We start from the raw sequence: 12,802 nt of genomic DNA on the forward strand, positions 1-12,802 counted from the left end.
CCGGGAGGTCAGTCGAGGAAGGCCGCGTAGCCGTCCAACGCCCGCAGAACCTCCGCCTCCCCGGCCGGAGGCAACTGCACCACGACCTCCTCGATCCCGAGTTCCGCGTAGTGCGCCAGCTTGCCGGGGCTGGGGAACACGGCGTACGGCACGACCTGGAGAGCGTTCGGGTCGCGCCCGGCGTCCGCCCAGACGGCCCGCAGCCGGGGTAGGGATTCGGACAATCCGCGCCCACCGATCGGCAGCCATCCGTCGGCGTACTCGCTGATGTGCGCGAAGAGCTTCGGGCCGGCCGCACCGCCGATGAGCGTGCGGGGACCGTTGACCTTCGGCCCGCGCGGCTTCTGTACGGGTTTGGGATGGGCGAAACTTGCCCGTACCGACCCGAACTCCCCCTCGTACGCCACGGGTTCCTCGGCCCACAGCGCCCGCATCAGCGCCATCCGGTCCCGGACGAGTTCGCGCCGCGTCCGCCACTCCACCCCGTGGTCGGCGGCCTCCTCGACGTTCCAGCCGAAGCCGAGGCCGAGGGTGAACCGGCCACCGGACAGATGGTCCAGGGTCGCGATCTGCTTGGCCAGGTCGATCGGGTCGTGCTGGGCGACCAGCGTGATGCCGGTGCCCAGGCCGAGCCGTTCGGTGACGGCGGCGGCCTGGCCGAGGGCGACGAAGGGGTCGAGGGTACGGCCGTACTCGGGCGGCAGGTCACCGCCTGCCGGATACGGAGTGACCCGCTCGACGGGGATGTGGGTGTGCTCGGGCAGATACAGCCCGGCGAACCCCCGCTGCTCCAGCTCACGGGCGAGCCGGAGCGGGGTGATGGTCTCGTCGGTGAGGAAGATCGTCACGGAGATGCGCATGACCGCATCTGTACCGCGTGAACGCCACGATGTCCATACCGACCGGTCGGCCTAAATCGATCCCCCGTGACCGGCCGGGCTTCGTCAGCTGACGATCGGCTGGTGATTGGCTGCCGATTCCCTTCCCTTGCCCGGCCGTTCACGGCTCAATACGACAGTTGCACGCACCACCACTGCACCACCCATGCCCTGTCACGCACGACGACCTGGGGAGCAGCAGCATGTGCGAGGACAACCACGCCGGCCTGGGCAGACGCGCCCTGTTCGTGACGGGCGCCGCGGCCGCGCTTACGTTGGGAAGCGTGACCTTTGCGAGAGGGGCGGACGACATGCACGACGCCGAGACCCGTACGGTCCGCGGGACACTGCAGCCCGGAGCGCCCGACTTCGTGTACCTGCCCGTCGAAGTCCCCGACGGGGTCCGGGAGATCAAGGTCTCCTACACCTACGACCGGCCCTCCGTCCCGGCCGGCACCACGGGCAACGGCCTCGACATCGGCATCTTCGACCAGCACGGCACCGAGCTCGGCGGCAGGGGCTTCCGGGGCTGGTCGGGCGGTGCGCGCACGGAGTTCTTCATCCGCGCGGACGACGCCACGCCGGGCTACATCCCCGGGCGGATCGAGGAAGGCACCTGGCAGATCGCCCTCGGCCCCTACACGGTGGCCCCGCAGGGCCTGAGCTACGAGGTCACGATCACGCTGACGTACGGCGAGCAGGCCGAGGCCGTAGAGCCGGTGTACCCGCCGGAGCGGGCCAAGGGCCGGGGCCGCGCCTGGTACCGCGGCGACTGCCACCTCCACTCCTGGTACTCCGACGGCCGCCGCACCCCCGCGGAGATCGCGGCGCTCGCGCGTGAGGCCGGCCTGGACTTCATCAACAGCTCGGAGCACAACACGCACTCGGCGCACGCGCACTGGGCCGACGTGGCGGGCGACGACCTGCTGGTGATGCTGGGCGAGGAGGTCACGACGCGCAACGGCCACGTGGTGGCCCTCGGCGTCGAGCCGGGCACGTTCATCGACTGGCGCTACCGGGCCCGCGACAACCGCTTCGGCAAGTTCGCCCGCCAGATCCGCCGCTCCGGCGGCCTGGTCGTGCCCGCCCACCCGCACGCCACCTGCGTCGGCTGCAACTGGAAGTTCGGCTTCGGCGAGGCGGACGCGGTCGAGGTCTGGAACGGCCCGTGGACGCCGGACGACGAGGTGGCCCTGGCGGACTGGGACGGCATGCTGGTGGCGTCCACCCGTGACAAGGGCCGCGACTGGATCCCGGCGATGGGCAACAGCGACGCCCACCGCAGCCCGGACCCGGTCGGCTCCCCGCAGACGGTCGTCCTCGCCGACGACCTGACCCGCGAGGCGATCCAGGAGGGCATCCGCGCGGGCCGCTCCTACATCGCCGAGTCCAAGAACGTCTCCCTGACCTTCACGGCCTCGGGCGGCCGCGCCGAACAGGCGGGCATCGGCGAGCGGCTGGAGGTCGACCCCAAGACCCCGGTCACGGTCCGCCTGGAGGTCTCGGGCGCCCCGCGCTGCGTGGTCCGCTTCGTCACCGACCAGGGCGTCCTGTTCACGAGCGCCCCGCTGCCGGTGACGGGTTCGGGCGTCGTGGAGTGGCGTACGACGCCGTCGTACGCGGCCTATGTACGAGCGGAACTGCGCCACGAGGCGGCGGTGGGCCCCCTGCCGGGAGCCCTGGCGGCCTTCACGAACCCGATCTTCCTGGGGCGTTCGTAGGCACGAGTGCGACGCGCCGTCAGCCCGACGGCGCGTCGCCCAGGTCGGCGACGACGGCCGCGTGGTCCGACGGCCAGATGCCGTCGACCGGGCCGTCTCCCGCCCGCCGCACCCCGCGCACATGCCCCAGGCCGCCGAGGCCGGGCGGGCTCACGTGGATGTAGTCGATCCGCACGCCCGGCTCCAGGCCGGCCGCGACGTAGGGGTTGGCGCGGTCCCAGGTGACGGCGGGGGCGTCGGGCTCTGCGTACTGCCAGGCGTCGAAGAAGACCTGGCCGGGCACGACCGGGGCGGTGAGGTAGCCGCCGAAGAGGCGGACCTCGTCGGAATCCGGCCAGGCGTTGAAGTCGCCGGTGACGATCATCGGAAAGGGCGTGTCACCCCGGTTCTCGGCGACGAACTCGGCGAGCGCGGTGACCTGCCGGCAGCGCACCGCCGAGGCGTGCAGGGCGGAGGTGAGGTGGGTGGTGAAGAACGGGATGTCGTACGAGGGCGTGGTCAGGCGGGTGAAGAGGGCGAGGCGGCCGTCGTCGACGTCGGCGGGGGCGGGCAGGCGCAGCGTGCGCTGTGCGGTCACCGGCCAGCGGCTCAGCACGGCGTTGCCGATGTCGACCGTGGGGTCGCCGATCCGCCGGCGCCAGCGCTCGGGGGCCGGTGAGGGGGCGAAGGCCCAGTGCATGCCGAGCTCGCGGGCCAGCCACTCGGCCTGCTTCTCGCCGTTCGCCGCCCACACCTCCTGCAGGCCCACGACGTCGGGGCGCAGGTCGCGCAGCACGGCGAGGATGGCTTTCTGCCGGTCCTCCCAGGGCCCGAAGCGCCACCACAGGTTCCAGGTCACCACGCGCATGGGGCACCGTCTCTCGTAGTGGAACCGTTCGAGGTCCCGCTGCTCGGCCGATCCCCCGTGAGAGACATTGAAATGCATCAGCACCATGACGAGACAGGAGACCCGCGAACCATGTCGAGCAGTGCAGAGACCAGGTACCGGAATGTCAGGGCCTTCCAGCGGCGGCTCAACGCGGTGATGCGCCGGCTGCCGACCCAGACCCTGCTGGAGACCACGGGCCGCACCTCCGGCCTGCCCCGCCGCACACCGGTCGGCGGACGCCGGGTCGGGGACTCCTTCTGGCTGGTGTCTGAGTTCGGGGAGCGGTCCCAGTACGTGCGCAACATCAAGGCCGATCCGCGGGTGCGGGTGCGGATCAAGGGGCGCTGGCACACCGGCACGGCCCACCTGCTGCCCGACGACGACCCGATCGCCCGCCTGCGCGGCCTGCCCCGGGTCAACAGCGCCGGGGTGCGCACCTTCGGGGCGGACCTGCTGACGATCCGGGTGGACCTCACCGACTGACGCGTACGGCACCGGTCAGACGGCCGGTGCCCGCTCGCACAGCTCCGTCACCAGGCGTGCGACGTCCTTCGGCGCCCGCAGCGTCGGGAAGTGGTCGCAGGCCGGGTGCCGGACCAGCAGGCAGCCGGGGATGCTCGCGGCCATGGCCTCGTTGCAGCGGATCACCTCGGGCTGGTCCTTCTCGCCGAGCAGGACCGTGCAGGGCAGGTCGAGCTCGCCGAGCCGCCCGAAGGCCGGGGCGCCCTCGGTCTCGTGCCCGTACGTCGTGAACCAGGCGGGAAGCGCCGCCCGCAGCATGGTCTCGGCCTCGGGATCGGGGTCGGGGCCCGCCGCGCCCCAGAGCCCGAGCGCGAACGCGACCAGGCCCTCCATGTCGCGGGCCGTCGCCAGCCGGCCGATCTCCTCGGTCACCTCCGGCACCTCCAGGCCCTCGTATCCGGCGACGCCGGGCGCGAACAGGCCCAGGGCCGCCACCCGGCCGGGGTCGTCCAGCGCCAGGTCGATGGCCGTGCGGGCGCCCATGCTGGTGCCGACCAGGACCGCTCGACGCACCTCGAAGTGGTCCAGCACGCTCCTGAGGTCCTCGGCCTGGGAGTAGGAGACCGTGGGCGCCGGCGAGTTACCGAAGCCGCGGGCGTCGTACCGGATCACCCGCTGTCCGGCGGGGAGGCCGGGCAGGACCGGATCCCACAGCCGGGAGTCACCGACCCCCGAGTGCAGCAGCACGACAGGCGGCCGCGCCCCGTCGTCCGACCCCGAGTCCTGCGCCCAGACCTCGCCGCCCTTGACCTGCACCATGTGTCCCATACGGCAGACTCTGCCCGCTTCGCCGCCCGGGCGACAGTCACCGTCCGGTCAATCCCCGCGGCTCACCCCGGCCAGACGATCGCCTGCACCTCGCTGTAGGCGTGCAGGGCGTACGACCCGACGTCGCGGCCCACCCCGCTCTGCTTGAACCCGCCGAACGGCGCCTCCATGTTGCGTCCGACGGTGTTGACCCCGACCCCGCCGGCCCGCAGCCGCCGCGCGACCCGGAAGGCGCGGGCGACGTCACCGGACCAGACGTAGTCGATCAGCCCGTAGTCGGTGTCGTTGGCGAGGGCGATGCCCTCTTCCTCCTCCTCGAAGGGGATCACGCAGACGACCGGCCCGAAGATCTCCTCCCGGGCGACCCGCATGTCGTTGGTGCAGTCCGCGAGGAGGGTCGGCGCGACATAGAACCCCCGCTCGTACGGCGGCCGTTCACCCCCGGCCACCACCACGGCGCCTTCCTTGCGGCCGGTCTCCACGTACGACTCCACCCGGTCCCGGTGCTCGGCCGAGATCACCGGACCGACGACCGTGGACGCCTCGCGCGGATCCCCGACCCTCAACCGCCCCGCATACGCGGCCAGTTGCTCGACGAGCCGATCGTACACGCCCCGCTGCGCCAGCACCCGCGTCGGCGCGGTACAGATCTGCCCGCTGTAGAAGGAGAACGTCGTCCCGATCCCGGACACCGCCGACCCGAGGTCGGCGTCGTCGAAGACGAGGGCCGCGCCCTTCCCGCCGAGCTCCATCAACTGCCGTTTCATGTCCCGCCCGCACGCCTCGGCGATGCGCTGCCCGACGGCCGTGGACCCGGTGAAGCTCACCATGTCGACGTCCGGGGACGACACGGCGGCCTCGCCGACCTCCACGGAGCGCCCGGAAACCACGTTCACCACACCCGCCGGCACACCCGCCGCCTCCAGGGCCTCCGCCATCCGGTAGACGGACAGCGGATCCTGCGGGGCGGGCTTCACGACCACGGTGTTGCCCATGGCCAGCGCGGGCGCGATCTTGCCCGCCGGATTGGCCCAGGGGTTGTTGTACGAGGTGATGCAGGTGACGACCCCGACGGGCTGCCGCACGGCCAGCGCCCCCATCACCCCGGCCTTCCCCATCGGCCCCGCCTCGTTGATCTGCGGCGCGATGGCCCACTCGGCGGGCTCCACGCGCGCGTAGCGCCGGAACCGGGCCGCCCCGACACCGACCTGCATGCCGCGGGCCGTGCCCGTGGTCGCGCCGGTCTCGGACTGCGCCAGTTCGGCGTACGGCACGAAGTGGGCGTGGATGATGTCCGCCGCCCGCGCCAGCACGGCCGCCCGCTCCTCCGGCGCCGTACGCGACCACGCCCCGAAGGCCTCGCGGGCCGCGGCACAGGCCGCGAGCACCTGATCCCGCGAGGCCTCCGGAGCCCGCCCGACGGTCTCTTCGGTGGCCGGATCGATCACTGCGTAATCGCCACCGTCCGGCTCGACCCAGGAACCCCCCACGAACAACCGCTGCCGATCGCCGCCCCGGCCGCTCACCTCGTGGCCACCGTCCTGGTGTCCCGCCCCGAGCGCAGCACCCGCCCCGGCACGGCCCCGCTCACCACGTCGTCCCGGATCGCCTCGACCCCGTTGACCCACACGGCCCGTACCCCGATCGCCTTGGAGTCCAGCCGTGGGCTGTCGCCCGGCAGGTCGTGCACCAGGGTGGCCTTGCCGGCGTCGATCCGCTCCGGGTCGAAGAGCACCAGGTCCGCATGGAAGCCCTCCTGGATCCGGCCGCGCTCGCGCAGCCCGAAGAGCCGTGCGGGGTCGTCCGTCAGCATCTTCACGGCCTGCTCCAGGCTCGCGAGGCCGCGCCCGCGCAGACAGTCACCGAGGAACCGGGTCGTGTACGGCGCCCCGCACATCCGGTCCAGATGCGCCCCGGCGTCCGAGCCGCCCAGCATGACGTCCTCGTGCTGCCAGGCCTCGGCGCGCATGGCCCAGGACGCGGGGTCGTTGTCGGTGGGCATGGGCCACAGGACCGTCCGCAGATCGTCGGCGGCGCAGATCTCCACCAGGCACTCGAAGGGTTCCTGGCCGCGCTCGCCGGCGATGTCCTCCACGACCCGCCCGGTCAGCCCGCGGTTGGCGTCGCTGTAGGTGTCGCCGATGACGTACCGCCCGAAGTTGGTCAGCCGCCGGAAGACACCGGCCTCCTTGGACCCGGCGCGCCGGAGCAGCTCGGCCCGCACATCGGGGTCACGAAGCCTCGCGATCCGCTCGGGCACGGGCAACCCCAGGACGGGCCCCCACCCGGGGATCAGGTTCAGTGCGCAGAAGGTGCCCAGCGACATGTTCATCGGCGTGAGGATCGGCATGGTCAGCGCCACGACCCGGCCGCCCGCCTTGCGCGCCTGCTCACTGGCCAGCAACTGCCGGGGCACCCGCTCGGGAACCGCCGAGTCGATGGTCAGCACGTTCCAGTTCAGGGGCCGCCCGGCGGCGGCGCTCATCTCCACGAACAGTTCGATCTCGGCGTCGCTGAACTGATCCAGACAGCCCGCGACGATCGCCTCGATCTGCGTGCCCTCGTGCTCACCCACGGCCTTCGACAGCGCGAGCAGCTCGGCGGGCCCGGCGTGCCGGGAGGCCACCGGCATTCCGTCGCCGTCGGAGTGGGTGGACGACTGCGTGGTGGAGAACCCCCAGGCACCGGCGTCCATGGCGTCGTGGAAGAGCCGGAGCATGGCGGCCAGCTGCTCGTCGGTGGGCTGCCCGCCGATCGCGTCGGGCCCCATGACATACCGCCTGAGCGCGCAATGCCCCACCATGAAGCCCGCGTTGACCGCGATCCGCCCTTCGAGCGCGTCCAGATACTCCCCGAACGAACTCCAGCTCCAGGGCGCCCCCTCCTCCAACGCCACCAGCGACATGCCCTCGACCTTGGACATCATGCGACGGGTGTAGTCGGCGTCGTCGGGACGGGCGGGGTTCAGGGGCGCGAGGGTGAACCCACAGTTCCCGCCGGCGACGGTCGTCACCCCGTGGTTCAACGAGGGCGTCGCATAGGGATCCCAGAACAGCTGGGCGTCGTAGTGGGTGTGCGGGTCGACGAAGCCGGGGGCGAGGACAAGCCCGGTGGCGTCCTCACGTGTGCGGGATCCCTCGGTGACGGTTCCTATGACGGCGATACGGCCATCGCGTATGCCGACATCGGCGGTGTAGGCGGGTGCGCCGGTTCCGTCGACAACGGACGCACCCTTGATGACGTGATCGAGCATTGGGCTCACCTCTTGGTATGCGGCGGGACTGCTTACCTAGGGGGCGCGGGGAACTGCGCGACCAGCCACACACGACCCGCACCCGCCTACGACGCTCAAGCCCCTTGGCGGAACCGCGTGGTCCGGTGAACAGGATCCGTGTCGATCTTCGGAATCACGTGCTCCCCGATCAACCGAATCGTCCGCAACGTCTCCTCCTTCGCCACCCCCACCGGAAGCCCGAACGACAACTGATCGGCCCCGGCCTGCTCCCACCGCTTGCACTGCGTGAGCACCTCGTCCGGGTCACCGCAGATCAGCAACTCCTCCTCGATCAGCAGCTCCACGAACTCCGGCGTGTACTCGGGCAGCGTCTCCGGCCACACCGGGAACCCTTCCGGACGAGGGAACGTGTCGTGGTACCGGAACACCAGCGAGGGCAGATAGTGCAGCCCCCCGTTCACCGCGGTCTCGATCGCCTCGGCGTGCGTCGGTGCGCAGATCGCCGTCGTCGTCACCATCACGTTGTCGTTGACGAAGTCCCCGACCGGCTCCGCGTCGACGACCGCCGTCTTGTACTGCTCCAGCACCCACTCCATGTCGGCGACCTTCTGCACGCTGAACCCGAGGACCCCGAGCCCCTTCTTCGCCGCCATGGCGTACGAGGCGGGCGACCCGGCCGCGTACCACATCGCCGGGTGCGACTTCCCGTACGGCTTGGGCAGGACCTTGCGCGGCGGCAGCTGCCAGTGCTTGCCCTGGAAGCCCACGTACTCGTCCTGGAGCCACATCTTCGGGAACTCGGCGATGGTCTCTTCCCAGATCTCCTTGGTGTAGTTCATATCGGTCACGCCCGGTATGAACCCGAGGATCTCGTGCGACCCGGCGCCCCGCCCGCTGCCGAACTCGAAGCGGTTGCCGGTGAGATGGTCGAGCATGGCGACCTTCTCGGCGACCTTCACCGGGTGGTTGACCTGCGCGAGGGGGTTGAAGATGCCCGAGCCCAGGTGGATGCGCTCCGTCGCGTGCGCCAGGTACCCCAGGAACACGTCGTTCGCCGACAGATGCGAGTACTCCTCCAGGAAGTGATGCTCGGACGCCCACGCGTACTTGAAGCCGGACCTGTCCGCCTGGATGACGTACTCGGTCTCCTCCATCAGCGCCTTGTGCTCGGCGAGCGGGTCGGTCTCGGCGCGCTTGCCCACGTATCCCTGTACGAACAGCCCGAATTCCAAGGAGGTTCACCGTCCCCGGTCCAGATGGTTCTGACACTGTTTCTGACACACCGTCAGTTTCGATGGGCCGACTGTCGCATCACCCGCATGGCGGGTCAATAGCTGATGGCCAGTCAGATGACGTTGACGCCGGCGAGCCAGCCGCCGTCGATCACGAACGGCTGCCCGGTGATGTAGGAGGAGTCGTCGCTCGACAGGAACAGCGCGAGCCTGGCCACCTCCTCCGGCTTGCCGATCCGGCCGAGCGGCACGAGCTTGCGGTACAGCGCGTCAAGGGCCCGGCTCGTCTCCTCCGCGTCCGCCTCCGGGTCCAGCTGCGCCGGGTTGGACATGGCGGTGTCGATCGCGCCGGGGCACATCGCGTTGACCCGGATGCCGCGCGGCGCCAGCTCCAGCGCGGCGACGCGGGTGAGGCCGAGGATGGCGTGCTTGGTGGCGGCGTACGTGCCCACGGCCGCCATGCCCGTCACCCCGGTGTAGGAGGCGGTGTTGACGATCGTGCCGCCGTCCTCCATCTCCGGGGCCACGGTCTTGATGCCGAGGAAGCAGCCGACCTGATTGACCCGCACGACCTGCATGAACTCATCGAGGGGCGTGTCGACGAGGGAGTTGAACCGCAGGATGCCGGCGTTGTTGACGAGGCCGTCTATGCGGCCGTACGCCTGCCGCGCGGCGGCGACAGCGGCCCGCCAGTCGGCCTCCTCCCCCACGTCGAGATGGACGTACAGCGCGTCGATCTCCTCGGCGAGGGCCTGCCCCTGCCCGTCGAGGACGTCGGCCACGACGACTCTCGCACCCTCGGCGGCGAAGAGGCGCGCTTCCTGCTCCCCCTGTCCGCGCGCCGCCCCGGTGACGATGACGACCTGCCCGTCGAGCTTGCTCATTACGGCCCCCTTGGCGCGGTGGACACGGCGAGGCCCGCATCGTAGCGCCGTATCTGACGGAACGTCAGATGCGTGGAGGGGAGCATTCAAACGCAGAAGTCACCAAGCTCAGACCGGATCGCGTTCTTCGCCCTCGAAGCGGAACTTCACTTGCGGTACCAGAAAGGCGAATGCCTCGGCCTTGCCGACAATGGCACTGGCGGCCGTGGACCCGACTGGCCCCGCGAGGGCTACGCAGGCATCGACCGGGATACCCAGAGAGATCTCCTGCCTGGTCACCTGCCTGTACCAGGGCTGAACCGACAACGCGCGGTCCTGAGGCACGCAATAGGTCAGCATCTGCTCGTAGCCGGGAAAGGCCCGGCGCCAGGGGCCGTCCGTCGGCCACTCAGGAGTTGCGGAGAGGCGGGCTTCCGCGTCCGGCGCGCTTCCGTGGCCCGGATCCAGTAGGAGATCTATCCGGCCGCCCTCCGAAATGCTCAGCGACGCCCGCTTGAAAACATGCATGGGCAGTGCCTCGACCGTCAGGCGTGCGCCGAGGGCATGGAACGTGCGATCGATCGCGGTGCTGAGAAAGTGGACGCCCACGGCACCGGTGCGAGGGTGGTGCACGTAGATACGCCAGTTGCTCTGCAGCGGCGAGGGCAGCAGCCGCCGCCAACGGCCGAGCACCGCCGGACCGAGGTGTCCGTGGCGATAACTGAGGAACGTAAGCATCGCCTGGTCGCCGGACTCGCCCAGGCGCTGCAACTCAAGCCCAGGCGGGATCAGCGGTTCCAGGCGGTGCGCCTCCACGACGTAGTTGACATAGACAACGTCGGTCACGTCGCTGACGAAGGGAACTGAGGGGAGCCACTCGCACACTCTCCGCAGCAGTCGGCTGTTGGCCACCCAGTTCAGCGGCGCAGTGAGCCGGCCGCGTGGATGGATCCACGGCGCGTACCGTCCATATCTGGTCTGCTGACGAGTACGACGCAGCGCATGCTCGGCTGCCCAGGCCGCCAAACCAGCCGCCAGGACCGGGCCGAGTACCGACATAAGTGCGAGCATCAGGAAACTATGGCAGTGCGCCTGGCGATCCGGTCGGCAGGCTGAGCCCCGCGGTCACTGGAGAACAATGCGGTGGACCAGGTCCGGTGTCCATTCCACGTATTCGACTTCCGGCCCTCCGACATGACGTGCGTACAGGTAACGGCCTGTGGGAGCGGGCGTGGCGGCCTCGGTGATGACGGCGCCGGCGGCGATCAGGGTCGCCTCCAGATCGTCCAAGTCGGTGACTACGACCGTAGCGGAGCCGTGCATGTGCTTCGCGCGCTCTTCCGGCGGACCGGCGAACAACAGGAAGTCGCCGATGCCCACGAGTTCCACCTCGCCGTCGGTGAAACGGAGGTCGGGCTCCGTACGGCCGGTCAACCGCTGTAGCAGGGGGAGGGACTGCTCGACGCTGTCCGCATAGAGGCGTGCGTATGTCTTGAGAATGCTCATTGGGCTCCCTCTTCTCGCTTTCTGGACCGTAAGTGCCGGTCACGTAAGGCACAAGAAGGCACTTTTCGGTGAGAAAGAAACCAGAAGGAAACCGGTGCCGAGCCGGGCAGAACCGCCGCACTCAAGGACACCGCCCCTCACAGCAGGGGGCCCACCTCCCCGCCGAACGCCGCTATCTGGTCGGTGAGTTCGGCGCGGCTGCGGCTGCGGAAACGGACCTGGATCTGGTCCACGCCCATCGCCCGGTACGCCCGCAGGGACTCGGCGAGGGCCTGCGGCCGCCCGGTCAGCGTCCGGCGCCCCACGTCCCAGGCGGGCGTGCCGACGTACAGGGGCTCGGCGATGGCGCCGACGGTGTACGGCCCCTTGATGCCGGCCTCCTCCCGGAGCCGCCGGATCCGCGCGATCTGTGCGGGCAGCCGGTCGCGCGGGTCGCCCTGCGGCAGCCAGCCGTCGCCCTTCAGCGCGGCCCTGCGCAGGGCGGCCGGGGACGATCCGCCGACCCAGACCGGGACGCGTTCCTGTGCGGGGCGCGGCAGCTGGCCCAGGCCCTCGAAGTCGTGGAGCTTGCCGTGGTGTTCGGGGAACTCGTCCGGGCCGAGCGCGGCGCGCAGGGCGTCGATCGTCTCGTCCAGCACGAACCCGCGCCGCTCGAAGTCGACGCCGAGCACCTCGAACTCCTCCTGTACGTGGCCGGCTCCGACGCCGAGGATCAGCCGCCCTTCGCTGAGGTGGTCGAGGGTGGCGTACTGCTTCGCGGTCAGCAGGGGGTGGCGCAGGCCGACGATCGCGACGTGGCTGAGCAGGCGTACGCGCTCGGTGGCGGACGCCAGGAAGGCCAGCGTGGCGACCGGGTCGTACCAGACCGTGCTCATCGCGGAGGCCAGACGGCGCGGGATGGCCACGTGGTCGCACGCGGCGACGTAGGCGAAGCCGGCGCGGTCGGCGGCGCGGGCGATGGCGACGAGGTCGTCGGGGCCGGCGCCCGCCTCCCACGACTCCGCGTAGATCGTGCTCTGCGACTGGACGGGGAGCTGCATCCCGAACAGCGTCCGCCCGTCCGGCGGGACTTGGATGGACACGCATCCTCCTCGGACTCCGGAGTGCCAGGAACTGACTGTCCGTCATCTTCGTGGTCGGGCGCCATCGTCCGGTCTGGCGCCGCAACAGACAAGGGTCGGGGCGGCGCTCTCTGTTTCGGCGGTGCCC

The 12,802-nt window shown here is 70.6% G+C and carries 12 protein-coding genes; 2 read left to right on the forward strand and 10 right to left on the reverse strand.

The window, feature by feature from the left end; genetic code table 11:
* Positions 1-8: 8 nt before the first annotated feature.
* Entirely contained in the window at positions 9-860 is an 852-nt protein-coding gene (locus OG254_RS21510; protein ID WP_405584130.1) for an LLM class F420-dependent oxidoreductase, read from the reverse strand.
* Between the two features lie 221 nt (positions 861-1,081).
* Here OG254_RS21510 and OG254_RS21515 point away from each other — a divergent pair, with 221 nt between their 5' ends.
* Complete coding sequence (locus tag OG254_RS21515) at positions 1,082-2,599, forward strand: CehA/McbA family metallohydrolase (RefSeq protein WP_405584133.1); 1,518 nt, start codon at positions 1,082-1,084, stop codon at positions 2,597-2,599.
* A gap of 19 nt (positions 2,600-2,618) precedes the next feature.
* On the opposite strand, the gene OG254_RS21520 is transcribed toward OG254_RS21515, so the two are convergent.
* Complete coding sequence (locus OG254_RS21520) at positions 2,619-3,446, reverse strand: endonuclease/exonuclease/phosphatase family protein (RefSeq protein WP_405584135.1); 828 nt, start codon at positions 3,444-3,446, stop codon at positions 2,619-2,621.
* Between the two features lie 111 nt (positions 3,447-3,557).
* Here OG254_RS21520 and OG254_RS21525 point away from each other — a divergent pair, with 111 nt between their 5' ends.
* A complete protein-coding gene (locus OG254_RS21525; protein WP_405584138.1) occupies positions 3,558-3,950 on the forward strand; it encodes a nitroreductase/quinone reductase family protein in 393 nt (130 codons plus the stop codon).
* Positions 3,951-3,965: 15 nt separating this feature from the next.
* Here OG254_RS21525 and OG254_RS21530 read toward each other — a convergent pair whose 3' ends face one another.
* The 8 genes from OG254_RS21530 to OG254_RS21565 all read right to left on the reverse strand — a co-directional run bounded on the left by OG254_RS21530 (position 3,966) and on the right by OG254_RS21565 (position 12,633).
* The gene (locus tag OG254_RS21530; RefSeq protein WP_405584141.1) at positions 3,966-4,757 is read right to left on the reverse strand and encodes an alpha/beta fold hydrolase; all 792 of its coding nucleotides are present in this window, start codon (positions 4,755-4,757) and stop codon (positions 3,966-3,968) included.
* 62 nt (positions 4,758-4,819) lie between these two features.
* Positions 4,820-6,283: an aldehyde dehydrogenase family protein gene (locus OG254_RS21535; RefSeq protein ID WP_405584144.1), complete on the reverse strand. Its 1,464-nt coding sequence runs from the start codon at positions 6,281-6,283 to the stop codon at positions 4,820-4,822.
* Positions 6,280-8,010, reverse strand: coding sequence for an amidohydrolase family protein (locus OG254_RS21540; protein ID WP_405584147.1), 1,731 nt, complete (start codon positions 8,008-8,010; stop codon positions 6,280-6,282). Before OG254_RS21540 ends, OG254_RS21535 begins: the two co-directional genes overlap by 4 nt.
* 95 nt (positions 8,011-8,105) lie before the next feature.
* On the reverse strand, positions 8,106-9,224 hold the full coding sequence (locus OG254_RS21545; RefSeq protein WP_405584149.1) for an LLM class flavin-dependent oxidoreductase: 1,119 nt from the start codon (positions 9,222-9,224) through the stop codon (positions 8,106-8,108).
* Between the two features lie 113 nt (positions 9,225-9,337).
* Positions 9,338-10,108, reverse strand: a complete 771-nt coding sequence (locus tag OG254_RS21550; RefSeq protein WP_405584152.1) for an SDR family NAD(P)-dependent oxidoreductase — start codon at positions 10,106-10,108, stop codon at positions 9,338-9,340.
* A gap of 108 nt (positions 10,109-10,216) precedes the next feature.
* Positions 10,217-11,146 carry a DUF2071 domain-containing protein gene (locus OG254_RS21555; RefSeq protein WP_405584155.1) on the reverse strand — a complete coding sequence of 310 codons (930 nt, stop codon included), beginning with the start codon at positions 11,144-11,146 and terminating at the stop codon, positions 10,217-10,219.
* A 66-nt stretch (positions 11,147-11,212) separates the two neighbouring features.
* Positions 11,213-11,593: a VOC family protein gene (locus OG254_RS21560; protein WP_405584157.1), complete on the reverse strand. Its 381-nt coding sequence runs from the start codon at positions 11,591-11,593 to the stop codon at positions 11,213-11,215.
* 137 nt (positions 11,594-11,730) lie between these two features.
* On the reverse strand, positions 11,731-12,633 hold the full coding sequence (locus tag OG254_RS21565) for an LLM class F420-dependent oxidoreductase (RefSeq protein ID WP_405595115.1): 903 nt from the start codon (positions 12,631-12,633) through the stop codon (positions 11,731-11,733).
* Between the last annotated feature and the right edge of the window lie 169 nt (positions 12,634-12,802).

This window comes from Streptomyces sp. NBC_01092 (assembly GCF_045039535.1).
In the GTDB taxonomy this organism is placed as follows: Bacteria; Actinomycetota; Actinomycetes; order Streptomycetales; family Streptomycetaceae; genus Streptomyces.